The organism is Salipiger sp. (genome assembly GCF_059781815.1).
Map to the genome: position 1 here is coordinate 1 of NZ_JBYNAH010000062.1, position 23,168 is coordinate 23,168.

A 23,168-nucleotide genomic window follows, 5' to 3' on the forward strand; every position below is an offset into this window, starting at 1 on the left:
TCTCGATGGAGCAGAAATCGATCACCGCGGTGCACGGGGTGTAGAGGTAGTAATAGTGCCAGCGGTCGACATTGCCGGTGAAGCCGCCGAAGGCCTTGAAGAAGCCGATGGGCTCGGCATCGCGGATCCAGCGCCAGGCGACGATCGCCTCGCCCTCGGTCTGGACATGGACCGGGACGTTCTCGGAGGCGGAATTGCCGAGCGTGGTCGGGTGCACGAAGCTCACATGCGCCGGGTCGACGAGGTTTTCAGCGACGTTGAGGTAGTTCGACTTGAGGTGCAGCGCGTCGCCGTGATGGGCGGCCCAGTTCGGGTCGGAGAACTCGGGCATGTCGAAGACCTGTGCTTCGTCGGCCTTCTCGGCGTCGCCCATCCAGATCCACACGATGCCGTGTTTCTCGACGATGGGGTAGGCCTCGACATAGGCCGACTTCGGCAGGTTGTTCTGCCCGGGCACCCGCACGCAGGCGCCGGAGCAGTCGAAGGTCAGGCCGTGGTAGCCGCATTGCACGGTGTCGCCGATGCGCTTGCCCTTGGAGAGCGGCAAGAGCCGGTGCGGGCAGCGATCCTCGAGCGCGGCGACGGTGCCGTCGGATTTGCGAAACATCACCACGTGCTCGCCGAGGATGGTGAAGCGGCGCAGCTCGTCGTCGATTTCCGTCGACCAGCCAGCGACATACCAGGCGTTCTTCACGAAATTCGTCATCGTCGTTCTCCCTTGCATCCTCGCTTGGTTCGTCAGCGAATTCTTGTTCCGGTCAGCGCAACCCGTCGGCGCCCTCGATCTCGTCGTGTCTCAACCCGCCGACGCGCGGCAGCGGGCGTCCGGTCTGTTGCAGCACCACCGCGACGACGATCTCGCGCGGGCGCGGGGCATCGGGGAGGCGCAGGCGCATGGCGTCGAAATGGCTGCGCACATAGGCGGCATCCTTGTGGCCGAGCGGCACGTCGAGGATCTCGCCGGCGCGGCCGATGGCCTTGGAGGACGGCACCAGCGCCTTGCCACCGCCGATCACCGCGCGCAGCGGTGCGCCGAGCTTGGGGTGCAGCAGGGCGGCGGCGTGTTCGAGCTCGCCCAGCTCGCCCACCAGTGCGGCCTTGCCGTAGCCCGCGATCTCTTCCGCGCCGCAGCCGAGCGCGGCCAGCGCCTCTTCGCCCAGGAGCGTGCCCAGCTCCGCACCGGTCTCGATCAGCTCGGAGAGATCCTCGGCATAGGCCCCGGCAAAGGGGTTCTCGATCACCGCGGCGGCGAGCGCCCGGCGGGCGGGCGGCGAGACCGCCTCGCCCATCTCGGAGCGTGTCTCCTCGAGCAGCGTGATGATCTTGCGCAGCTTCAACGGAGACCGTCCTCGCCCTTGACCTGATCCTTGGTGAGGCCGCCGATGCGGGCATGGACGCGACCCGAGGTGGTCATCACCAGCACCAGCGCGATCTCGTTGGGGCGCGGCGCGTCGGGCACGCCGACCTCGACCGCGTCGTAATGGGTGCGCACGTAGGAGGCATTGGTGTGGGTCACCGGCACGTCGAGGCGGGTGCCTGCGGCGCCGACCTTCTTGGTCGAGGGCACGATGGCCATGCTCTTCTCGATTGCGTCGCGCATGGCGTAGCCGCCGGGCACGTGCCAGAGCGCGCCGTGCTCGATCTCGCCGTTGACGCCGACGATGGCGCCCTTGCCGTAGCCTTCCACGGCACTGGCGTCACCGCCGAGCGCGTCGATGCACATCCTGGCCATCTCGGCGCCGAGCGGCTCGAGATCCTTCATGAAGGGCAGGATGTCTTCGACATAGCCGCCGGCATAGGGGTTCTCGATCACCGCGATGGCGGCGGCGCGCTTCTGCGGCGCCTCCGGGGCGGGGCCGCCCTCGTGGAAGATGGTTTCGACCTGGACCAGCGTCTTGCGGACCTTCACCTCAGGCATATTCGGGCTCCTCCTGGGAAATGGCATCGCCGAGGGCCCTGCGTTCGCCGGCCAGCGCGAGGCAGGCGGCGCGGATCAGGCCGCGGCGGATGTAGTCTTGGGCCAGCGCGTGCCCGGCGTCCAGCGCCTGGCGGGCGTCCTGGGGCGTGAGCGCGCCGACATCGGTGGTGACGAGGCGCGCGCCGAGATCGCTGTCGGGGGCGAGCTCATCGGCGGGGGCACGCGCGATGGCGGGGTGGCCGGGCAGGTCGACGGCATTGGCAATGAGTGTGGCGGCGACGTCGGCGGATGCCGCGTCGCGGGCCAGCACGGTGACCGCGTCGGCGATGCCCATCGACTGCGAGCGCCCGCGCCAGCCGCTGGTGGCGACGCCGCCGATATCGTCGGCGGGGCCGATGATGGCGCGGCCGCCGGGGGCGCGGATGATCGGGTCTTCGCAGATCGCCAGCCGCAGCGGGGTCTGCCGGGTCCAGAGCGCGATGTCGCCACCGTTGTTCACATGGGCGCTGTCGAGCCCGTGGCCCGGCGCCAGCATCGCGGCCAGCACGTGATCGGCAATCGAGCCCGCCACCGCCGCCATGGGCGTGACGAAGAGGTCCGCGAACGGCGCGGTGGCGGTGGCCATGCGCTGCGCCACCGGGCCGGCGGGCAGGGGGCCTCTATCGGCGCGCAGGCGGGGCAGCTCTTCGCAAAGCGCGGGCAGCACCGGCTCAAACGCCTCGTGGGCGCGGCGCAGCGCGGCATGCGCGGGCTCGGCGGGGCCCTTCGCGGTCACGATCAGGTCGATGGGGCCGTGGGTCAGCCGCATCCGCCCGTCGCGGGCCATCTGAACGATGGGGCCCTCGCGAAAGCTCATTTCAGCGGCTCCTTGGCGACCGGCCAGGGCGCGCCGCTCTTGCGGCTCTCGGAGCGCTGGCCGGACAGGCGGTGATCGCTCTGGCGCGGATGGATGCCCTTGAGCGCATCCTCGAGCGGCATGACGTAGTCCATGTGGCCGCCAAGCGCCTGGTAATCGGCGCGCGACATGGTGAACTCGATGGGCGCGACCAGCGCCGGGGTCGGCACGTAGCCGAAGGCGTTCTTCGGCATCTGCGTCACGTCCGACATGAAGGTGATGCCGCCACCCGGCCACATCATCACCGGCGCGCCGCCGCAGGTCACGCGGGTCAGCCGCGACTGCACCGAGCGGGTCAGCGAGACCGGGTTCTCGGTCACGCCCGAGCGCAGCGAGCCGCCGGCACCGGCCATGAACAGCACCGAGGCCATCGAGGGCTCGCAGTTTTCTTCAATGCGCTGGACGGAGGGCAGAAGCCGCGCAGGCATCTCCTTCTGCACCGGCACCAGATTGTCGTTGAGCTCGTAATATGCGGCGTGTTCGCCGGTGGTCGAGACCATCAGGATCGAGAGGCCGGGCCACGCCTCGGGCTTCCACGTATCGAGAATGGCGAGTGGATCCGAGAGGTCGGTGCCGCCCCAGCCGGTGCCCGGCTCGGCGACCTGGAAATAGCGCCCCGGGGTCGAGCGGCGGCCCTTGATCTTGATGCCGGTGGGCTTCCAGCCGATGACCTTGCCGGCCTGGTGCTCGGACATGACGCCGGTGATGTGATCGTCGACCACCACCACCTCGTCCACGAGCCCCTTCCACTGCGCCGCGAACATGCCGACCGTGGCCGAGCCGCAGCCGACGCGCATGCGCTCCTCGGCCTGCCCGTTGACGATGGGCGCCTGACCGGCGGTGATCTCGAGCTCGGCGCCGTTGTCGATGGAGAGCTGCACGCTTTCGCCGTTGCAGAGCGCCAGCAGGGCGGAGCAGGTGGCGCGGCCCTCTTTCTTCGAGCCGCCGGTGAGGTGGTTCACCCCGCCGAGCGAGAGCATCTGCGAGCCGTATTCCGAGGTCGTCACGTGGCCGATGATCTCGCCCTCGGCGCGCACCCAGGCGCATTCGGAGCCAAGGTGGCGGTCGGTGTCGATCTTCACCTTGGCGCCGCAATAGGAAAAGATCCCCTCGGTCACCACGGTGATCATGTCGGCATCCGCCGCCTTTGAGGCGACGATGAAGGGCGCTGGCTTGTAATCGGGATAGGTGGTGCCGGAGCCCACGGCGGTCAGGAAGGCCTCGTCGCCCGAGACGATGTCGCCATCCCACTCGCGCTCGAGGAAGGGCACCAGCGCCACGTCCTCGCGGTTCTCGAGGATGGTCAGCGGGTCGAGCCGCACCAGCTCGCCGCCCTCGTTGGCGTAGCGGTCGCAGGCCCCTGCGCGGCCCTCGGCGATGTAGCACATCACCGGGCAGGCATCGCAGCGAATCTTCTCGGGCTTCTGCGCGCGCTCGCGTTTTACCGGGGGCGTCTCAACCGTCACGTGCGGGCTCCTTGGCTGGCCTGGTGGCGTCATTGCGTTGTAATTCGTTTGTATACGAACGCATGACCCCTGCCGGTCTGTCAAGCGGCATGGTGTGGCAACGCGGGCCGAGATGGACCTGTGTCGCGTTTTTCAGCATTCTGTTCCGACCGGGCAGGGCGCGCGATGATGGCGATTGACAGAGTTCGGAAATCGCCCCTAGGCTCTCTGTCAAATTGTTCGCATACGAATGAAGTGCGGCGAAGAAGGCGGCGCAGACCGACCAACCCAGCGACCAGCAAGGAGAAAGCCCAATGCCACTGCATCGCCCCGAATCGCTCGACGCTGCGCTCGAGCTTTTGCGCGACGGGCGAGCGGTCGCCCTGGGCGGCGGCACCGACCTCTACCCGTCCTTGCGCGATGGCACACCGCCTGCCGAGATGGTCGACCTGACCCGAATCGCCGGGCTGCGCGGCATCACTGCGGTCGAGGGCGGCTGGCGCATCGGCGGGGCGACGACCTGGACGCAGGTGGTGAAGGCCGAGCTGCCGCCGCTCTTCGACGGGCTCAAGGCCGCGGCGCGCGAGGTTGGCTCGGTGCAGATCCAGAACGCCGGGACGGTGGCGGGCAATCTCTGCAACGCCTCTCCGGCGGCCGATGGCGTGCCGGCGCTGCTGGCGCTCGAGGCGCAGGTCGAGCTTTCGGGGCGGGCTGGCACCCGGCGCATGCCGCTGGGCGAGTTCATCACCGGCCCGCGCGCGACGAAGCTGGCGCCGGGCGAGATCCTCTCCGCGCTCTTCATCCCCGAGGCCACGGGGCAGGGCGCCTTCCTCAAGCTCGGCGCGCGGCGCTATCTGGTGATCTCCATCGCCATGGTCGCCGCAGTGGTCGAAATGGAGGGCGAGCGGATAAGCACTGCCCGCATCGCCGTTGGCGCCTGCTCCCCGGTGGCGCGGCGGCTGACGGCGCTGGAGGCCGCGCTTGAGGGCGCGCCCCTCGAGACCGCCGAGCAGATCGTGCTTGGCTATGATTTCCCAGAACTTAGCCCCATCGACGATGTGCGCGCCCGCGCCGGTTACCGCCGCGAGGCGGTGGCCACGCTGGTCGCCCGCGCCATCGCCGAGGCGGCCACGCCCATGAAGGAGGTGACCCATGTCGCTTGATGCGCCGCAGGGCCATATCGGTTTCACCCTCAACGGGGCCGAGATCACTGTGCCCGCCGATGCGACCGCGCGGCTTTCCGAGGTGCTGCGCGAGGTGGCTGGCGCGCGCGACGTCAAGGTCGGCTGCAATGCCGGCGATTGCGGCGCCTGCACCGTGCTGCTCGACGGCGCGCCGGTCTGCGCCTGCATGATCGCCGCCGGGCAGGCGCAGGGCTGCGAGATCGAGACCCAGGCGGGGCTCGTCGCCGGCGACCGCGATGCCGAGCGGCTGGCGCAGAGCTTCCAGCGCCATCAGGCGGCGCAATGCGGCATCTGCACGCCGGGCATGATGGTCTCGGCGGTGGCGCTGCTGCGCTCGGGCGAACAGCTCACCGAAGAAAGCGTCTCGGACGCGCTGGGCGGCGTGCTCTGCCGCTGCACCGGCTATCGCAAGATCATCGCCGCCGTGCTCGACGCCTCCACCGCCGCGCCGCTGGCGGAAGGCGCTGTTGGGGCGCCCATCGCGCGGCTCGACGGCTGGCCCAAGGTCAACGGCACCGAGCGCTTCGGCGATGACGTGGCGCCGGCGGATGCGCTCACCGTGCAGGTGATCCGGTCGCCGTTCCACCGGGCAAGCTTTTCCTTCGGCGATCTGGAGGCGTTTCGCGAGGAGAACGGTCTCGCCCTGATCCTCACCGCCGCCGATATCCCCGGCGAGAACCGCTTCGGCGTGATCCCCGGTTTCGAGGACCAGCCGGTCTTTGCCGAAGCCGAGACCCGCTTCAAGGGCGAGGCGGTGGCCGCCGTGGTCGGCACGCCCGAGGCGCTGGCGGGGATGGAGCCGTTTCCCGTCGCGTGGGAAGAGCTGGCATCTGTGCTGACCCCGGAAGGGGCCGACAAGGCGGCGCTGCTGCATGAGGACCGCGCCGACAACGTCATGTGCCGCGGCTACGTGGCGCGCGGAAACGCCGCCGAGGCGATGGCCAAGGCCGCGCATGTCGTCTCGGGCGAGTTCTCCACCGGCTTCATCGAGCATGGCTATATCGAGCCCGAGGCCGCCTCGGCCCGGCGGGTCGGCGACCGCATCGAGATCCAGTGCTGCACGCAGGCGCCGTTCATGAACCGCGACGGCATCGCCGGCATCATGGGGCTGACGCCGGAACAGGTGCGCATCCTGCCCACCGCGACCGGCGGCGGCTTCGGTTCAAAGCTCGACCTCACCGCGCAGCCCTACGTGGCGCTGGCGGCGTGGATGCTCAAGCGCCCGGTGCGCATTGCCTATACCCGCGCCGAATCCATCGCGACCTCGACCAAGCGGCACCCCTCTCAGGTCCACATGGAGATCGGCACGGATGCCGAGGGTCGGGTCACGGCGGTGCGCTTCGACGGCACCTTCAACACCGGCGCCTATGCCAGCTGGGGGCCGACGGTGGCCAACCGCGTGCCGATCCACGCCTCCGGCCCCTATAAGACCCCGAATTACGAGGCCAAGAGCGCCGGCATCCATACCAACACCGCCCCCGCCGGCGCCTTCCGCGGCTTCGGCGTGCCGCAATCGGCGGTGGCGCAGGAGCAGCTCTACGACCTGCTCGCCGAGAAGCTGGGCATGGACCGGCTGGCCTTCCGCCGCCTCAATTGCCTGACCAACGGCGATCCCACCGTGACCGGGCAGGTCTTCGAGACCGGCATGGGCATCGACGCCTGTTTTGATGCGCTGAAGCCCCACTGGGACAAGGCCCTGACGGATGCCGAGGCCTTCAACGCCACGAGCCAGACGAAGAAACGCGGCGTCGGCATCGCGGCGGGCTGGTATGGCTGCGGCAACACCTCGATGTCGAACCCCTCGACGATCCGTGCCGGCATCACGGCGACCGGAGACCTCTGCCTGCATCAGGGCGCGGTGGATATCGGGCAGGGCGCCAACACCGTCATCACCCAGATCTTCGCCGAGGCGCTCGGCGTGCCGGTGGGCCAGATCAGCATCCTCGGCCCCGATACCGACATCACCCCCGATGCCGGCAAGACCTCGGCCAGCCGCCAGACCTATATCTCGGGCAACGCGGCCCGACTCTGCGGTGAAGCGCTGCGGGCGCAGATCCTGCGGCTCGGCAACGTCTCCGAGGCGGCGACCATCACGCTCGAACAGGGCGGCATCACGCTTTCCGATGCGGGCACGCAGGTGCGCGTCGAACTCGAGCCCGCCGAGGGCTACGCCATCGAGGCGGTCGAGAGCTACGACCCGCCGACCTCGCCACTGGACGAGAACGGGCAGGGCGATCCCTACGCCGTCTTCGGCACTGCCGCCCAGCTCTGTGAGCTCGAGGTCGATACCGCGCTCGGCACCGTCAAGCTGCTGCGCTTCGTTGCTGCCCATGATGTCGGCCGCGCCATCAACCCGCTGCTGGTCGAGGGCCAGATCGAGGGCGGCGTGGCGCAGGGCATCGGCCTTGCGCTGATGGAGGAGTTCCTCCCCGGCCGAACCGAGAACCTGCATGATTACCTTATCCCCACCATCGGCGACGTGCCCCCGATCGAGAGCCTGATCATCGAGAGCGGCGACGCCCACGGCCCCTACGGCGCCAAGGGGCTGGGCGAGCACTGCCTGATCCCCACCGCGCCGGCGGTGCTCAACGCCATTGCGCATGCGACCGGCGCCCGCGTCCACCACCTCCCCGCCACGCCCGACACGGTGCGCGCGGCGATCCTCGCTGCCGGGACGGGCGCGTGATGCTCGATCAAAAGACCCCGGCAGCCGCCGCAGGAAAGGCCCCCGAGATGACCGACAAGACCCTCACCGGCAGCTTCGCCGGGATCGACGTGGGCGGCACCTTCACCGACCTTGTGTTCTACGACAGCAAGGCGAAGGCCGTGAAGCTCGCCAAAGTGCCCACCACGCTCGACAACCAGTCGAAGGGGGTGCTGGCGGCGCTCGATGCGGCTTCGGTCGATGCCGCGGCGCTCGATCTGATCGTGCACGGCACCACGACCACCACCAACGCGGTGCTCGAGCGCCAGCTCTGCAAGACCGGGCTCGTCACCACGCTGGGCTTCCGCGACGTGCTCGAGCTTGGCCGCCGGACCCGTCCGCACGCCTACGGCATGACCGGGCAGTTCCGCCCGATCATCCCGCGCGACCTGCGCCTCGAGATCCCCGAGCGCATGCTGGCGGATGGCTCGGAATACGCGCCCCTCGACGAGGACGCCCTGCGCGCCGCGCTTTCGGACCTTCTCGAGAAGGGCTGCGAGGCGCTGGTCATTCACTTCCTGCACGCCTATGCCAACCCGGCCCACGAGATCCGCGCCGGCCAGATCGCCCGCGAGATCTGGCCCAACGGCAACATCACGCTGGGCCACGCGCTGATCTCGGAGAGCCGTGAGTTCGAGCGCGGCGTGACCGCGGCGGTCAATGCCTCCGTCCAGCCGCTGCTGCGGCGCTATGTCGAGCGGCTGGCCGACCGGCTTTCCGAGCGCGGCTACGACCGCGATCTGCTGGTGATGAACGGCAATGGCGGCATGGTCTCGGCCCGGGTGGTGGCCGAGGAAGCCGCCAAGACGGTGATGTCGGGCCCGGCCTCCGGGGTCATGGCCGCCGCCTATACCGGGCGCCGCGCCGGCATCCCCGACCTGCTGACCTATGACATGGGCGGCACCTCGACGGATGTGGCGATGATCCGCGGCGCCGATCCGGCGGTCTCGCACGAAATCGAGATCGAATACGCCATGCCGATCCACGTGCCGATGGTCGACGTGCGCACCGTTGGCGCGGGCGGCGGCTCGATCGCGCGGGTCGACGCGGCGGGGCTCCTGCAGGTGGGCCCCGAGAGCGCCGGCTCGGTGCCGGGGCCGATCTGCTACGGCAAGGGCGGGGTGGAGCCCACCATCTCGGATGCCAACATGGCGCTGGGCCGCATGGACCCGGGCAAGCTCAACACGATCTCCGGCGATGTCTCGCTCGAGACCATCCGCGCCGCCTTCCAGTCGCGCCTCGGCGACGCGCTGGGGCTCGACGCCACCGAGGCGGCGGCGGCGGTGCTGCGCATCGCCACGGCCAAGATGGCCGACGCGGTGCGCATGGTGTCGATCTCGCTCGGCGAGGACCCGCGCGATTTCGCCCTCTTCGCCTTCGGCGGGGCCGGGCCGCTGCACGCCTGCGCCATCGCACGCGAGCTCGGCGTGCCGCGGGTGCTGGTGCCGGCGCGGCCCGGCATCACCAACGCGCTGGGCTGCGTGGTGGCCGACTTGCGCCACGATTACGTGGCCACGGTGAACCAGCCCCTGGATGCCTGCGACATGGACGAGGTGCACGCGCTCTTCGCCCGCCAGGTCGAGGAGGGCCGCGCCGCCATCGGCCGCGAGCGGGTGGAGATCGCCGAGGAGAAGATCTCCTTCTCGGTCGAGATGCGCTTCATCGGCCAGACCCACCTGCTGCGCGTGCCGCTGCCTTCGGCGACCCCCACGCGGGAAGAATTGCAGGCGCTGTTCGAGGAGGCCTATTTCAAGCGCTTCCAGGTCAAGCTGCCGGAAATCCGCCCGGCGCTGGTCAACGTCAACACCTCCGTTATCGGCCGCCGCCCCGAGATCGACCTCTCGGCGCTGATCGACCCCGCGGGCCGCAAGGCCACGCTGGACGAGGCCCGCACCGGCACCCGCCCGGTCTTCTTCGACGCCTGGATCGACACCCCGATCTACTGGCGCGATCACCTGCCGGCGGACTCCACGCTCTCCGGCCCCGCCATCGTCGAGCAGATGGACTGCACGCTGGTACTCGAGCCAAGCGACGTGGCTACGCAGGATAGCGATGGCAATCTCATCGTGACGGTGGGGCCGCGCGCATGACCGGCCGCATCACGAGCTCCCGCGCCGGAGTGGGGGTTTCACACCCCCACGCCCCCGTGGAGTATTTGCAACGTAAAGAAGATAAGGGCGCGACCCCCAGCTTCTTTACGTCAAAAATACTCCCGCCGGAGGCATCCGCCCTCTCCGCCCTTGCTGTCCTCGGAGGTCTGTCATGACGCTCGATCCCATCACCCTCACCGTCATCCAGTCCGGGCTGCAGCAGGTCTGCGACGAGATGGATCTCTCCTTCTCCCGCGCCGCCTTCTCGCCGGTGATCGCCGAGGCCAACGATCGCTCCGACGGCATCTATTCCGCCGAGGATGGCAGCCTCATCGCGCAAGGCTCGCAGGGGCTGCCGGTCTTCGTGGGCGTCATGCAATATTCCACCGCGACGCTGATCAGGATGATCGCGGAAGGCAAGGTGGTCGCGCCGAAGCCCGGCGACATCTACATCGTCAACGATCCCTATCTCGGCGGCACCCACCTGATGGATGTGCGCTTTGCCATGCCGGTCTGGCGCAATGGCGAGATCTTCTGCTGGCTCTCCAACACCGGCCACTGGCCCGATACCGGCGGCGCGGTGCCCGGAGGCTTCTCGGCCTCGGCCACGGCGGTCGAGCAGGAGGGGCTGCGGCTGCCGCCCGTGCGATTGTTCAAGAACGGCGAACTCGACCCGGAGATCTACGCCATCATCTGCTCCAACATCCGCGTCGCCGACCAGCGCATCGGCGACGTCAAGGCGCAGGCCGCGGCGCTCTATGTCGGCGAGGCGCGGCTCACCCGGCTGCTCGACCGCTACGGCGACGACACCGTGCGCGAGGCCATCGGCGAGCTGCGCAGCCGCGCCGCCGAGCAGATGCGGGCGCAGATCGCCCAGATCCCGCCGGGCACCTACCGCTCCACCGCCTATATCGACAGCGACGGCGTGGTGAACGAGCCGCTCGAGATCAAGCTCGCGGTGACCGCCGATGGCGAAGGCCTCACCTTCGATTTCGCCGGCTCCAGCCCGCCCTGCCAGGGGCCGATGAACTCGGTCATCGCCACCACGCTGAGCTCGGTCTACCTCGCCATGCGGCACATCTTCCCCGACGTGCCGATCAGCGCCGGCGCCTTCGAGCCGCTCACCGTCAGGCGCCCGGAAGGCACCTTCCTCGATGCGCAATACCCGCGCCCCGTTTCGGGCTGCGCGGCGGAGGTCAGCCAGCGCATCGCCGAGGCGGTGTTCGCGGCGCTGGTCGAGGCGCTGCCGAGCAAGGTCAGCGCGGCACCCGCGGGTTCCTCGGGCAATTTCGCGCTTGGCGGCGAGGTGCCGGAGACCGGGCAGAGCTACGTCATGTACCAGATCTCGGGCGGCGGCTATGGCGGCTACGCGGGCGGCGACGGCATCTCCAACGGCTGCTCGACCATCGGCATCTCCAAGGCGCCGCCGGTCGAGATCATGGAGCAGCAATTCCCGGTGCTCTACCACCGCTACGCCCTGCGCGAGGGCTCGGGCGGGGCGGGGGCGCAGCGCGGCGGCTTCGGGCTCGACTACGAGGTGGAGATCCTCAAGGGGCAGGCGCGGGCGAGCTTCGTGATGGATCACGGCCGCTTCGGCCCGCAGGGGGCGCTTGGCGGTGGCGATGGTGCGGTCAACGAGGTGGCGGTGACGCGCGGGGGTGAGAGCTTCACGCCGGAGCACCTGTCGAAGGCGCAGGACATCTCGCTGGTCGCGGGCGACCGGGTGCGGGTCAAGACGCCTGGAGGCGGGGGCTACGGCGATCCGGCGACGCGGGATCGCGCGCTGGTCGAGGAAGACGTGCGTCTCGGGCGCTACACGGCGGAGGAGGCGAAGCGGCTCTTCGGCTGAGCGCCGGGAGAGCGTTGCTTGCGCGGAATCAAGGCCGCAGGCCGCCGCGCCATCGCCGGACCGTCCCCGCGGTCTGGCGCTCTTGTGACGTCGGCGCGACGTGTCGAGGTCCTTCGGACGTGGCCAGGATAAATCGAGAGGTTCGATACAAGGCGCGCCAAACCACGGTCCGGCGCTTGCGCGGCTGACACTCATCGCGCGATCCAATGAGAAAGCCCGCCGGCGAGACCGGCGGGCTTTCTGTCTTTCGGGATAGGGCCACCCGCACCGGGGCGCAGGTGGCGCGATCCGAAATCAAGCGGCGGCGAGGTCGCGCAGCACGTAGTGCAGCACGCCGCCATGCTCGACATATTCCTTCTCGATCGCCGTATCGATGCGGCACTTGAGGGTGATCTCCTTGGTGGAGCCATCCGCGTAAGTGATCGAGCAGGGCACCTCGGCAAGAGGGGTGACACTGTCGAGCCCGGTGATCGAGACCGTCTCCTCGCCGGTCAAGCCCAGCGTCTTGCGGGTGTCGCCGCCGGTGAACTCGAACGGGATCACCCCCATGCCCACGAGGTTCGAGCGGTGGATGCGCTCGAAGCTCTCGGCGATCACCGCCTTCACGCCCAGCAGCGCCGTGCCCTTGGCCGCCCAGTCGCGCGAGGAGCCCGCGCCGTATTGCTCGCCGCCGAAGATCACCAGCGGGGTGCCTTGCTCCTGGTAGGCCATCGAGGCGTCGTAGATCGAGGTCTGTTCGCCGTCGGGGCCCTTGGTGTAGCCGCCCTCGACGCCGTCCAGCATCTCGTTCTTGATGCGGATATTGGCGAAGGTGCCCCGCATCATCACCTCGTGGTTGCCACGCCGCGAGCCGTAGGAGTTGAACTCGCGCACCGGCACCTGGCGCTCGATCAGGTACTGACCGGCGGGGGTGCTTTCCTTGAACGAGCCGGCGGGCGAGATGTGGTCGGTGGTGATCATGTCGCCCAGAAGCGCCAGCACCTTGGCGCCCTCGATATTGGTGATCGAGCCGGGCTCCTTCGACATGCCCTGGAAATAGGGCGGGTTCTGCACGTAGGTCGAGGTGGCGGGCCAGTCATAGGTCTCGCCGCCGTTCACCTCCACGGCCTGCCACTTCTCGTCGCCCTTGAACACGTCGGCATATTTCGACTGGAACGACTCGCGGGTCACGGTCTTCTCGACCAGTTCGGCGATCTCGGCGTTCGACGGCCAGATGTCCTTGAGGTAGACATCGTTGCCGTCCTTGTCGGTGCCGATCGGATCGGTGGCGATGTTGACGTTCATGTCGCCCACCAGCGCATAGGCCACGACGAGCGGCGGCGAGGCGAGGTAGTTGGCGCGCACGTCCGGCGAGATCCGGCCCTCGAAGTTGCGGTTGCCCGACAGCACCGAGGTGGCGATCAGGTCGTAATCGTTGATCGCCTTCGAGATCGGCGCATCGAGCGGGCCGGAGTTGCCGATGCAGGTGGTGCAGCCATAGCCCACGAGGTTGAAGCCCACCGCGTCGAGATCCTCCTGCAGGCCGGCGGCCTCGAGATAGTCGGAGACGACCTGAGAGCCCGGCGCCAGCGAGGTCTTGACCCACGGCTTGCGGTTCAGTCCCAGCTCGCGTGCCTTGCGGGCGACGAGGCCGGCGCCGATCATCACGTAGGGGTTCGAGGTGTTGGTGCACGACGTGATCGACGCGATCACGATGGAGCCGTCATGCAGCTGGTAGGCGCCGTCATCGGTCTTGTACCAGCCCTTCTTGTGATGGCCCTCGTCGCCGGGGATATCGGCGGGCTCGGGCGCGCCGCCTTCACCTTCCCAGCGCACCTCTTCCTTGTCGGTGGCATCCTTGCCGGCGCGCTGGCCCTCGACGAACTTGGCAAAGGCCGGGGCCGCGCCGTCGAGCGCGATGTAATCCTGCGGGCGCTTGGGGCCGGAGATCGCCGGCACGATGGTGCCCATGTCGAGCTCGAGCGTGTCGGTATAGACCGGATCGTAATCCGGGGTCCGCCACATGCCGTTCTCCTTGGCATAGGCCTCGACCAGCGCGATGCGGTCCTTGTCGCGGCCGGTCTGCTCGAGATAGCGCAGGGTCTCGGCGTCGATCGGGAAGAAGCCGCAGGTGGCTCCGTATTCGGGGGCCATGTTGGCGATGGTGGCGCGCTGTGCCAGCGGCAGGTTGTCGAGACCGGAGCCGTAGAACTCGACGAACTTGTTCACCACGCCCTTCTCGCGCAGCATCTCGACGACCTTGAGCACGAGGTCGGTGCCGGTGGTGCCCTCGACCATCTCGCCGGTGAGCTTGAAGCCCACCACCTCGGGGATCAGCATCGAGATCGGCTGGCCCAGCATCGCGGCCTCGGCCTCGATGCCGCCCACGCCCCAGCCAAGAACGGCGGCGCCGTTGACCATGGTGGTGTGGCTGTCGGTGCCGACCAGAGTGTCGGGATAGGCGACCTCGGTGCCGTCCTGATCCTGGTCGGTCCAGACCGTCTGGGCGAGATATTCGAGGTTCACCTGGTGGCAGATGCCGGTGCCCGGGGGCACGACGCGGAAGTTGTTGAACGCCGACTGGCCCCATTTGAGGAACTCGTAGCGCTCGATGTTGCGCTCGTATTCACGATCCACGTTCATCTGGAAGGCGCGCGGGTTGCCGAACTCGTCGATCATCACCGAGTGGTCGATCACCAGATCGACCGGGTTCAGCGGGTTGATCTTCTGCGCGTCGCCGCCAAGCGCTTTGATGCCGTCGCGCATCGCGGCGAGATCGACCACCGCCGGAACGCCGGTGAAATCCTGCATCAACACGCGGGCCGGGCGGTAGGCGAGCTCGCGGTTGCCCTTGCCGCCATCCCTGGCCCAGTCCGAGAACGCCTTGATGTCATCCACCGAGACGGTCTTGCCGTCCTCGAAGCGGAGCATGTTCTCGAGCACCACCTTCAGCGCTGCGGGCAGCTTGGAGAAATCGCCGAGCCCGGCGGCCTCGGCGGCGGGGATCGAATAGTAGGCGTAGCTCTTGCCGTTCACCTCGAGCGTCTTGCGGGTCTTGGAGGTGTCCTGTCCGACTGTGATTGGCATGTCTGGCTCCCTTGCATGAAGGCTGAAGAAAAGCGTGTGCTTCTCAGAATATCTGGCGCATGAGCATCTAGTCTTCAAGGGCGTCAGGCCAAATTGTATACCGTGGGATACAAAATATCGGCAGCTTGGCCACGGCTGGCGCGCTTCACCCGCTCTCGCAAAACCTTGATTGGTTATTTCAACCGCGTTTGGATACCCCGGATCGGGGGATAACAGGGAAAAGACCACCGATGCTTCGACTCAGCCAATGGATCGCCGCTGCCTGTCTCGCCGTTTCGGCAAGCGTGGCGGGCGCAGACGAGCATCCCGTGGTGGTCGAGCTGTTCACCTCTCAGGGCTGTGCCTCGTGCCCGGCGGCGGATGCGATTCTGGCCGAGCTCGGCGAGCAGGAGAACGTGATCCCGCTGGCGCTGCACGTGGATTACTGGGATTACATCGGCTGGAAGGACAACTTCGCCGATCCCGTATTTACCAAGCGCCAGAAGGGTTATGCCCGCACCGCCGGACGGCGCTCGATCTACACGCCTCAGATGATGATCGGCGGGGTCTATGACGTGGTGGGCTCACGCCCGATGAAGGTGGTCGACGCGATCCGCCATGCCGGCGACAAGCCGGCACTGGCGCGGGTCAGCCTAAGCCGCGACGGCGACACGCTGAAGATCACCGCCGAGCCGCTGGCGGCGCTGCCCGAGACCATGGTGCAGCTGGTGCGCTATACCCCGCGCGAGCGGGTCGACATCCTCGAGGGCGAGAATGCCGGGCGCGCGATCACCTATACCCACGTGGCGCATGGCTGGCAGGTGCTGGGCGTCTGGAACGGCGATGCCGATCTCGAGATGAGCGTTCCGCTGGAAGGATCCGACCCGGTGGTCGTGATGCTTCAGGAAAAGGATTACGGCCCCATCCTGGCCGCCGCGCGCTTGCGCTGACGCTTGGCCTGCCGCTTGGGTTTCCAGCGGCGGTGGATCCAGAACCACTGACCGGGATCTTCCTCGATCCGCGCCTCGAGCCGGCGCGTCGCCTCGCGCATCATCCCGACCGGATCGCCATGCGGGATCGGCGCCTCGAATACCGCCTCGAAGGAGATGCCGTCGGGCTGACGGATGCCGAAGAACGGCACGAAGAGTGCGCCGGTCTTGACCGCGATCTCGGCGCTTGAGGTCAGGGTGGGGGCGGGCTGGCCGAGGAAGTCGATCGGCGTGCCGTCGCTGCTGTAGACATCGAACAAAAGCACGCCCATGCCGCCGTCGCGGATATGTTTCAAGAGCCCCATGGTGCCGCGCCGTCCCTGTTCGAAGACCGGGTCGGAGAGCGCGTGCATGTTGGCAGCATAATGCTCGTTGAAGAACGGGTTGGCCATCGGCCGGTAGAGCCCGCCGATGCGCCAGCCGCGCGCCACCAGCGCCGCGCGCGGGGCTTCGAAATTGCCGTAATGGCCGGTGACGAAGAGCACCGGGCGGCCGTCGGCCCGGGCGCGCTCGATCTCGGGCAGGCCCGCGCCTGAGACCGGCGCGTCCTGCATACGCTCAAGCAGTCCCGACACGTCGTAATTCTCGATCATCGTGCGGCCGGCATTCTCGGTCACCTCGTCGGCGATGCGCTGGCGCTCGGGCTCGGGCAGGTCGGGCCAGACATGGGCGAGATTGTCGAGCACGCGGGCGCGGTAGCCGGCCAGCGGCGCGATGACCCGGCGCACCGCCCAGCCCATGACCCGGAGCCGGGTGCGCAGCGGCAGGGCGAGCGCCAGCGCGATCAGCCCACGCAGGGCGCGGTCCGCCATCCAGTCGGCCCAGCCGCCGCGCGGTTTGTCTTCGCTCTTGCCCAAGCTTGCGCTCCTGTGGTTGCGGGCGAAGAGATAGGCCGGGTGGCGGCGCGGCACAAGCGCCGGGTCCGGCGCGGGGCTTCCTCGCGTCGGGCGGGGCCCTCGCTCCTCAGCCGAGGCCGCGTCGATCACTCGTCGTCGCCATCGGGATCGCGCAGCTCGATTTCGCCGGCCGTGACGAGGTCGCGGATGGCCGAGACCACCTCGTTCATCGCCGCCTCGCCCTTCTTGGCGTTGACGCTCATCCCGGCGGCATCCTCGCGCAGCGAGCCGGACATGCGTTTCGACAGGTTTTCGAGGATGAACTCCACCGCCTTGAGATCGGCCTCGGAGCTGGCTGCCGCGATCGCCATGGTCAGCACGTCGCCGGGCACGTCGCGGCTGATCTTGGGCACGTCGGAGGCCTTCAGCCGCTCGGGGATGTTGGCGAAGGTGAAGATCGCCTTGCGCACCGCCTCGGCGAACTCCTTGTCGGTCTCCTCGAGCCCCTCGAGCACCTCGTCGCGCTTGGCGCTGGCGGCATAGTTGAGGATCGCGCCGACCCGTTCGTTGGGCTTCTTCTCGAAGGCGCGGGGCGGTTCGGCATCGAGCTGGGCGGCGATGCTGAGACCGATGCGATCCACCGCCTCGGGGCTGACCCCGGCGGTCATCGAGATGGCATAGCTGATGCGGCGGGCGCGGTCGCCGGGCAGGCGGGCCAGCACCTTGGCGGCCTTAGCGGTCTCGATCTTCGACATCGTCACCGCCGCCACCTCGGTCGACTCGCCCAGCACGAGCTTTTCCAGCCGCTCTTCGTCGAGCCCGTTGATCCGTTCCCACGGATCGCCGGTCTGGCGTACGCCCGCCTCCTTGCGCAGGCGCGCGGCGGTGCGGTGGCTGATGCGCCCGTCGAGCGCCGAGAGCGCGCCGGCCATGTCGCCGGGGAAGGACATGCCAATCTGTTCGAGCTCGTTGGCGAATTCCTCGATCACGCTGTTCAGCGTCTCGCGGTCGATATAGCGCATGCGCCCGAGCTGCGCCGTGAGCTCGGCCTGCAGATCGTCGGGCAGGGCGGAAAGCGGCACGTCGGCGCCCTCGTTGAGCAGGAACTGCACCACGATGGCCGCCTTGGCGCGGCGCGTGAGCGGACCGCGACCGGACGAGGGGCCCGGAAGGGCGGCGAGAGAGGAAGCTTGGGACATCGGACACCGCTTCGGAGGAGACCCTCGAAGAGGTAGCGCGACGGGGTTAACGAAGCCTCACCAGCAGGGCGGCCAGAGGCTTTGCGCAAACGAAAAAGGCGGCCTCCGGGCCGCCTCTTCGGTCTCGCGATGTGGCGGGTCAGCCCGACACGGTCTTGCAGGTGCCGGTGGCCGCGTCGAATTGCATGCCTTCTGCGCAGCTCACCTTGGCTTCGCTGTGGCCGGTGCAGGCGGCGGTGGCGGCAAAGGGAGCCACGGCGAGGGCGGCGGCGGTCAGCAGGGTTTTGATCGTCATCTTGCGTCCTCCTGTTGGAATGGCACGAAGGCTAGCACGGGTTGACGCTACGGCAAAAAGAAACCGCGCAGATGCGAGTTTCACATCGCCGTGACGGGCCTCCGACAGCAAAACGCCGGCTGTCGCCGGCGCCTTGGATTGATCTTCGGGGGCGGGCCGGGCGCGATGCGCGCGGCCCGGCTGGGGGCTTACTCGCCGAAGACGCGCTTGAAGATCGTGTCCACGTGCTTAGTGTGATAGCCCATGTCGAACTTCTCGTTGATGCCGTCGACACCGAGGGCGGCCACGACCTCTTCGTCGGCCAGCAGCAGCTCGCGGAAGTCGAGGCGCTCTTCCCAGACCTTGAGCGCGTTGCGCTGCACCATGGAATAGGCATCTTCGCGGCTCACGCCGGCCTGGGTCAGCGCCAGCAGCACGCGCTGCGACATCACCAGCCCGGGGAACTTGTTCATGTTGTCGAGCATGTTCTGCGGGTAGATGATCATCTTGTCGACGACGCCCGCGAGGCGGTTCAGCGCGAAGTCGAGGGTGATGGTGGCGTCGGGGCCGATGCCGCGCTCGACCGAGCTGTGCGAGATGTCGCGCTCGTGCCAGAGGGCCACGTTCTCCATCGCCGGGATCACCGTCATGCGCACCAGGCGGGCGAGGCCGGTGAGGTTCTCGGTCAGCACCGGGTTCTTCTTGTGCGGCATCGCCGAGGAGCCCTTCTGACCCATCGAGAAGAACTCGGCGCCTTCCAGCACCTCGGTGCGCTGCATGTGGCGGATCTCGATGGCGATGTTCTCGATCGAGGAGGCGATGACGCCGAGCGTGGCGAAGAACATCGCGTGGCGGTCGCGCGGGATCACCTGGGTCGAGATCGGCTCGGGCCGCAGGCCGAGCTTTTCGCAGACATGCTCCTCGACCGCGGGGTCGATATTGGCGAAGGTGCCGACGGCGCCCGAGATCGCGCCGGTGGCGATTTCCCACTTGGCCTTCTCGAGACGGTTCTTGTTGCGGTCCATCTCGGCATAGAAGCGGGCGAAGGTCAGGCCCATGGTGGTGGGCTCGGCATGGATGCCGTGGGAGCGGCCGACGCGCACCGTCATCTTGTGCTCGAGCGCGCGCTTCTTCAGCGCGGCGAGCACCTTGTCGACGCCCTCGAGCAGGATGTCGGCAGCGCGCACCAGCTGCACGTTGAGGCAGGTGTCGAGCACGTCGGAGCTGGTCATGCCCTGGTGCACGAAGCGCGCCTCGTCGGAGCCTACATGCTCGGCGAGATGGGTGAGGAAGGCGATGACGTCATGCTTGGTGACGGCCTCGATCTCGTCGATGCGAGCGACGTCGAACTCGACATCCTTGGCCTTCCAGACGGCGTCGGCGTTTTCCTGCGGGATCACGCCGAGCTTGGCCTGGGCGTCGCAGGCATGGGCCTCGATCTCGTACCAGATGCGGAACTTGGTGGCGGGCTCCCAGATCGCGGTCATCTCGGGGCGGGCATAACGGGGGATCATCGGCTGTCCTCGGGGTTGCGTGCGGATTGCGCGCGTCATAGGGCGTGCGGGGCTGGGCGGCAAGGGTTGGCTGCCTTGGCGGAAGGTGGTGGGTTGGCCAAGGCGGTATGCTTGGGGCGCGCGGGGTGGCGGGCTTTGGAGCTTGGGGGGGCGGCCACCGCAGCAGCAGAGCTGCGACACCCCCGGAGTATTTATGACGTAAAGAAAGGCATGGCGATGCGATGGTTGGAGGGGTTTCTCGGAACGTGGCGGATCGAGCGGGAGATCTTGCACGGCGATGGCAGCTCGGCGCGGTTCGAGGGCATCGCGGAGTGGCGCGCGGCGGGCGAGGGTGCGGACTATGTCGAGCGCGGCGAGCTGGTGATGGGGCAGGGGCGCTTTGCCGCCGAGCGGCGCTATCGCTGGGACCGCGACTTGCGGGTGTTCTTCGATGACGGGCGGTTCTTCCACCAGGTGCCGGCCGAGGGCGGCGAGGCGGCGCATTGGTGCGATCCCGACCAGTATGACGTGCGCTACGATTTCAGCCGCTGGCCGGAGTGGCAGGCGCGCTGGCAGGTGCGGGGGACGCGCAAGGCCTATGTCATGGTCTCGCGCTACCTGCCGCTGGGGCAGCCAAAGCTTTGAGATTTCCGGGGCTTGCGTGCGGGTATACGTTTGTATCCCGCTAAGGCGCTGAAAGGGCTCGTGAAATTATCTTTACTTCGGGCAGGGGCCTTGTAGGTTTCCGCAGATGACTGCCCGAGGACGCCAGATGCCCCCGATCGAGGACCACCCGCTGCGCTACCAGCTCGCCAACGAGCTGCATGCCCGCCCCTTTCCCGCGCTGCAGGCGCCCGCGAGGGCGGTCTACCTTGCCATCAAGAAGGCGCAGGACGCGGCCTCGCGCGACCGCTCGGAGGATCTCGATCACCTGATCGACCTGCTCGACCGCTACGGCACCCAGCATCCGCAGCCCGGCGCGACGCATTTCACCGCCGCCATCGGCAAGCACGTGCTGAAATGGGAGCAGCATACCGAGTTCGTCACCTACACGGTGTTCCTGAGCGGGCTCGGCGAGCGGCCCTATGACCCGGCGGATTTCGAGGTCTTTCCCGACGACTGGCTGCGCGATGCGCCGGGCGTGCGGGTGACCTCGGCGATGCTGCGGATCTGTGAGCGGCCCGAGGACGAGGGCCATATCAACGATCTGACCGCGTCCTGGATGGTGGCCGACAGCCTCGCGGTGAGCCGGGTGATCGACGACGCCATCGTGGTGGCAGGCGATTTCCGCATCGATTCCGGCGGCCATCTGCGCTTTGCGGTGTTCCCGCGCGCCGATGTCGGCGAGCGCCGGGTCGGGCGCATCGTGCAGCGGCTCTGCGAGATCGAGACCTACAAGGCGATGTCGATGCTGGGATTCACGCGGGTGCGGGCGATCCAGCCGCGGATGACCGAGATCGACGAGGAACTGACCAAGCTGATGACCGCCATGACCCATGGCGACGCGCCCGAGGAGGAGACGCTGCAGGCGCTCTTGCGGGTGTCCTCCGAGCTCGAGACCCTGTCGGCGCAGACCGCGTTCCGGCTCTCGGCGACCGGGGCCTACGAGGCGCTGGTGACGCAGCGCATCGCGGTGCTGCGCGAGGAGCGCTTCGAAGGGCGGCAGACCTTCCGCGAATTCATGGCGCGGCGCTTCGATCCGGCGATGCGCACGGTGAAAAGCGCCGAGAAGCGGCTCGAGGCGATGTCGGCGCGGGCGATGCGGGCGGGCGACCTGCTGCGCACCCGGGTCGAGGTCAAGCGCTCGGCGCAGAACCAGGACCTGCTCGAGAGCATGGACCGGCGCGCCGGGTTGCAGCTGCGGCTGCAGCACACGGTCGAGGGGCTCTCGGTCGTGGCGATCAGCTATTACGCGGTGTCGCTGGTGAGCTACCTGCTCTACCCGGTGGCGGGGATGGTGGGGCTATCCAAGGGCATGATGACGGCGCTGGTGGTGCCGCCGGTGGTGCTGGCGGTCTGGCTCGGGCTGCGGCGCATCCGCGCCAAGGTGGAAGGCGGCGAGGCTCACGAGTAGCGGTAGCCGAGATCCGCCTCGCGCCCGAGATCGAGCTGGCTTTGCAGGAAGGTGAGATCCTGTGCTGCGAGCACGTCCGGGGTGGTCGGGCGGTCCTCGACCGACGGCAGGAAGCGCGAGCCGAGCCGCTTGACCACCGGGCGGTAGGGCTGCGGCGCGGGCGGCAGCGCGAGGCGTTTCTCGAGCGTTTTCAGGAAGCTCTGAGGGTTTCCTTGCACGGTTTCGAGCCGGCAGAAGATCACAGAAGCGCCGCGGTTGAGAAAGCCCAGCAGGCCTTCGAGCTTGGCGCGGCGCAGCGCGAAGAGGTTGGCGAAGGGCGCGCCGGTCAGCGGATGGCGGTCGAGTTGGAGCGCCTCGCCGGTGCCGCCGTGGGCCTTCACCTCCGGAAAGTAGCGCGGCCGGTCGGCGATGGTGGCCCATTGGGCGCGCAGGAAGTCGGGAAAGGGCAGGCGCTGCATTTCGGGCGGGCAGTGCCACGGTTTCGAATGCATCGATAGCGCCCATTCGGCGGCGTGGCGGATCACGCAGATCACCGCGAGGTCGGAGGGGATCGCGGTCATCTGGGGGAAGCCGTGCTTCCAGCCGAAATCGTCGCTCGGCGCCAGCGCGGTGTTGCGCCCGATCAGGCGCTTGACGAAATTGGTGCCGGAGGAGCGTTCGCCGAAGACCTGGTAGCGGGTGATCCTGGCGCCGGTCAGGGCGAAATGCAGGCCGGTCTCGGGGAAGGTATCGGGGAGCATGCGGACGGGCCTCGCGTGATATGGCCGCAACGCTGGCGGGCCGGGCTGGCAATGGCGATTCTCTTTAGAACGACCTGCCGATAGGCTATTGGCGGGGCAGCTGGCAAGAAAGGGGCGGGCGAATGCAATCGGTCGTGGCGGCGGTGACCATGGTGCGGGATGACGCCTTCTTCCTGAAGGCGTGGCTGCGCCATTACGGCGAGATGCTGGGGCGCGAGAACTGCTACGTCGTGAACCACGGGCGCGGCGAGGAGGTGGCGCGTCTGGCCGAGGGCTGCAACGTGATCGGCATCCCCGGCGATCCTCATCCGAATTTTGACATGAAGCGCTGGCGGTTGCTGAACGGGCTCGTGGCCGGGCTGCGCAGCTATTATCGCCATGTGATCGTCGGCGATGTGGATGAGCTGGTGGTGCTCGACCCGGCGGAGGGGCG

Annotated in this window: 19 protein-coding genes; 8 read left to right on the top strand and 11 right to left on the bottom strand. The window is 68.2% G+C overall.

Translation table 11 applies throughout. The features are described 5' to 3' along the window. From AC6RA4_RS09405 to AC6RA4_RS09425, 5 genes are all read right to left on the bottom strand, one after another. The coding region (locus AC6RA4_RS09405; RefSeq protein ID WP_500159667.1) for an aromatic ring-hydroxylating dioxygenase subunit alpha at nucleotides 1–706 on the bottom strand (706 nt) is incomplete at its 3' end. Between the two features lie 52 nt (nucleotides 707–758). Further along, the gene (locus AC6RA4_RS09410; protein WP_500159669.1) at nucleotides 759–1,337 is read right to left on the bottom strand and encodes an amino acid synthesis family protein; all 579 of its coding nucleotides are present in this window, start codon (nucleotides 1,335–1,337) and stop codon (nucleotides 759–761) included. Further along, complete coding sequence (locus AC6RA4_RS09415) at nucleotides 1,334–1,918, bottom strand: amino acid synthesis family protein (protein ID WP_500159671.1); 585 nt, start codon at nucleotides 1,916–1,918, stop codon at nucleotides 1,334–1,336. The genes AC6RA4_RS09410 and AC6RA4_RS09415 overlap by 4 nt, the downstream gene beginning before the upstream one ends. Then, on the bottom strand, nucleotides 1,911–2,774 hold the full coding sequence (locus AC6RA4_RS09420; RefSeq protein WP_500159673.1) for a UPF0280 family protein: 864 nt from the start codon (nucleotides 2,772–2,774) through the stop codon (nucleotides 1,911–1,913). Before AC6RA4_RS09420 ends, AC6RA4_RS09415 begins: the two co-directional genes overlap by 8 nt. Then, entirely contained in the window at nucleotides 2,771–4,201 is a 1,431-nt protein-coding gene (locus AC6RA4_RS09425) for a 6-hydroxynicotinate reductase (protein WP_500159698.1), read from the bottom strand. The genes AC6RA4_RS09420 and AC6RA4_RS09425 overlap by 4 nt, the downstream gene beginning before the upstream one ends. 371 nt (nucleotides 4,202–4,572) lie before the next feature. On the opposite strand from AC6RA4_RS09425, the gene AC6RA4_RS09430 reads away from it, so the two are divergent. The 4 genes from AC6RA4_RS09430 (at nucleotide 4,573) to AC6RA4_RS09445 (ending at nucleotide 12,085) form a co-directional block, all read left to right on the top strand. Beyond that, complete coding sequence (locus AC6RA4_RS09430; RefSeq protein WP_500159675.1) at nucleotides 4,573–5,421, top strand: FAD binding domain-containing protein; 849 nt, start codon at nucleotides 4,573–4,575, stop codon at nucleotides 5,419–5,421. Continuing rightward, nucleotides 5,411–8,128 (top strand): molybdopterin-dependent oxidoreductase, encoded by a 2,718-nt coding sequence (locus AC6RA4_RS09435; RefSeq protein WP_500159677.1) that lies wholly within the window; start codon nucleotides 5,411–5,413, stop codon nucleotides 8,126–8,128. Before AC6RA4_RS09430 ends, AC6RA4_RS09435 begins: the two co-directional genes overlap by 11 nt. Nucleotides 8,129–8,175: 47 nt before the next feature. Continuing rightward, nucleotides 8,176–10,236, top strand: coding sequence for a hydantoinase/oxoprolinase family protein (locus AC6RA4_RS09440; protein WP_500159700.1), 2,061 nt, complete (start codon nucleotides 8,176–8,178; stop codon nucleotides 10,234–10,236). 172 nt (nucleotides 10,237–10,408) lie between these two features. Next, the gene (locus AC6RA4_RS09445; protein WP_500159679.1) at nucleotides 10,409–12,085 is read left to right on the top strand and encodes a hydantoinase B/oxoprolinase family protein; all 1,677 of its coding nucleotides are present in this window, start codon (nucleotides 10,409–10,411) and stop codon (nucleotides 12,083–12,085) included. Nucleotides 12,086–12,379: 294 nt separating this feature from the next. Here AC6RA4_RS09445 and acnA read toward each other — a convergent pair whose 3' ends face one another. After that, the gene (gene acnA / locus AC6RA4_RS09450) at nucleotides 12,380–15,151 is read right to left on the bottom strand and encodes an aconitate hydratase AcnA (protein ID WP_500159681.1); all 2,772 of its coding nucleotides are present in this window, start codon (nucleotides 15,149–15,151) and stop codon (nucleotides 12,380–12,382) included. Nucleotides 15,152–15,381: 230 nt separating this feature from the next. Here acnA and AC6RA4_RS09455 point away from each other — a divergent pair, with 230 nt between their 5' ends. Further along, nucleotides 15,382–16,080, top strand: a complete 699-nt coding sequence (locus AC6RA4_RS09455; protein WP_500159683.1) for a DUF1223 domain-containing protein — start codon at nucleotides 15,382–15,384, stop codon at nucleotides 16,078–16,080. Here AC6RA4_RS09455 and AC6RA4_RS09460 read toward each other — a convergent pair. From AC6RA4_RS09460 to purB, 4 genes are all read right to left on the bottom strand, one after another. Continuing rightward, the gene (locus AC6RA4_RS09460) at nucleotides 16,044–16,976 is read right to left on the bottom strand and encodes a lysophospholipid acyltransferase family protein (RefSeq protein ID WP_500159685.1); all 933 of its coding nucleotides are present in this window, start codon (nucleotides 16,974–16,976) and stop codon (nucleotides 16,044–16,046) included. The genes AC6RA4_RS09455 and AC6RA4_RS09460 overlap by 37 nt on opposite strands. Before the next feature lie 125 nt (nucleotides 16,977–17,101). After that, nucleotides 17,102–18,154, bottom strand: a complete 1,053-nt coding sequence (locus AC6RA4_RS09465; RefSeq protein WP_500159687.1) for a flagellar motor switch protein FliG — start codon at nucleotides 18,152–18,154, stop codon at nucleotides 17,102–17,104. Nucleotides 18,155–18,293: 139 nt separating this feature from the next. Then, the gene (locus AC6RA4_RS09470; protein WP_222604066.1) at nucleotides 18,294–18,449 is read right to left on the bottom strand and encodes an adenylosuccinate lyase; all 156 of its coding nucleotides are present in this window, start codon (nucleotides 18,447–18,449) and stop codon (nucleotides 18,294–18,296) included. A 188-nt stretch (nucleotides 18,450–18,637) separates the two neighbouring features. Next, nucleotides 18,638–19,942, bottom strand: coding sequence for an adenylosuccinate lyase (gene purB, locus AC6RA4_RS09475; protein WP_500159689.1), 1,305 nt, complete (start codon nucleotides 19,940–19,942; stop codon nucleotides 18,638–18,640). Nucleotides 19,943–20,158: 216 nt separating this feature from the next. Here purB and AC6RA4_RS09480 point away from each other — a divergent pair, with 216 nt between their 5' ends. Further along, entirely contained in the window at nucleotides 20,159–20,566 is a 408-nt protein-coding gene (locus AC6RA4_RS09480; protein ID WP_500159691.1) for a DUF6314 family protein, read from the top strand. A gap of 127 nt (nucleotides 20,567–20,693) precedes the next feature. Further along, nucleotides 20,694–21,995: a DUF3422 family protein gene (locus AC6RA4_RS09485; protein WP_500159693.1), complete on the top strand. Its 1,302-nt coding sequence runs from the start codon at nucleotides 20,694–20,696 to the stop codon at nucleotides 21,993–21,995. Here the strand turns inward: AC6RA4_RS09485 and AC6RA4_RS09490 are convergent. Further along, on the bottom strand, nucleotides 21,986–22,735 hold the full coding sequence (locus tag AC6RA4_RS09490; protein ID WP_500159695.1) for a hypothetical protein: 750 nt from the start codon (nucleotides 22,733–22,735) through the stop codon (nucleotides 21,986–21,988). The two genes, AC6RA4_RS09485 and AC6RA4_RS09490, sit on opposite strands and share 10 nt — an antisense overlap. Nucleotides 22,736–22,857: 122 nt before the next feature. Between AC6RA4_RS09490 and AC6RA4_RS09495 the strand changes: the two genes are divergently transcribed. After that, a partial coding sequence (locus tag AC6RA4_RS09495; protein WP_500159696.1) for a glycosyltransferase family protein occupies nucleotides 22,858–23,168 on the top strand: 311 nt, incomplete at its 3' end.

What these genes read in the sequence shown, in the direction of transcription:
- acnA (WP_500159681.1), bottom strand. Translation starts at nt 15,151, where the DNA reads ATGCCAATCACAGTCGGACAGGACACCTCCAAGACCCGCAAGACGCTC.
- AC6RA4_RS09470 (WP_222604066.1), bottom strand. Translation starts at nt 18,449, where the DNA reads ATGACGATCAAAACCCTGCTGACCGCCGCCGCCCTCGCCGTGGCTCCC.
- AC6RA4_RS09490 (WP_500159695.1), bottom strand. Translation starts at nt 22,735, where the DNA reads ATGCTCCCCGATACCTTCCCCGAGACCGGCCTGCATTTCGCCCTGACC.
- AC6RA4_RS09455 (WP_500159683.1), top strand. Translation starts at nt 15,382, where the DNA reads ATGCTTCGACTCAGCCAATGGATCGCCGCTGCCTGTCTCGCCGTTTCG.
- AC6RA4_RS09465 (WP_500159687.1), bottom strand. Translation starts at nt 18,154, where the DNA reads ATGTCCCAAGCTTCCTCTCTCGCCGCCCTTCCGGGCCCCTCGTCCGGT.
- AC6RA4_RS09480 (WP_500159691.1), top strand. Translation starts at nt 20,159, where the DNA reads ATGCGATGGTTGGAGGGGTTTCTCGGAACGTGGCGGATCGAGCGGGAG.
- AC6RA4_RS09415 (WP_500159671.1), bottom strand. Translation starts at nt 1,918, where the DNA reads ATGCCTGAGGTGAAGGTCCGCAAGACGCTGGTCCAGGTCGAAACCATC.
- purB (WP_500159689.1), bottom strand. Translation starts at nt 19,942, where the DNA reads ATGATCCCCCGTTATGCCCGCCCCGAGATGACCGCGATCTGGGAGCCC.
- AC6RA4_RS09485 (WP_500159693.1), top strand. Translation starts at nt 20,694, where the DNA reads ATGCCCCCGATCGAGGACCACCCGCTGCGCTACCAGCTCGCCAACGAG.
- AC6RA4_RS09425 (WP_500159698.1), bottom strand. Translation starts at nt 4,201, where the DNA reads ATGTGCTACATCGCCGAGGGCCGCGCAGGGGCCTGCGACCGCTACGCC.
- AC6RA4_RS09440 (WP_500159700.1), top strand. Translation starts at nt 8,176, where the DNA reads ATGACCGACAAGACCCTCACCGGCAGCTTCGCCGGGATCGACGTGGGC.
- AC6RA4_RS09420 (WP_500159673.1), bottom strand. Translation starts at nt 2,774, where the DNA reads ATGAGCTTTCGCGAGGGCCCCATCGTTCAGATGGCCCGCGACGGGCGG.
- AC6RA4_RS09435 (WP_500159677.1), top strand. Translation starts at nt 5,411, where the DNA reads ATGTCGCTTGATGCGCCGCAGGGCCATATCGGTTTCACCCTCAACGGG.
- AC6RA4_RS09445 (WP_500159679.1), top strand. Translation starts at nt 10,409, where the DNA reads ATGACGCTCGATCCCATCACCCTCACCGTCATCCAGTCCGGGCTGCAG.
- AC6RA4_RS09430 (WP_500159675.1), top strand. Translation starts at nt 4,573, where the DNA reads ATGCCACTGCATCGCCCCGAATCGCTCGACGCTGCGCTCGAGCTTTTG.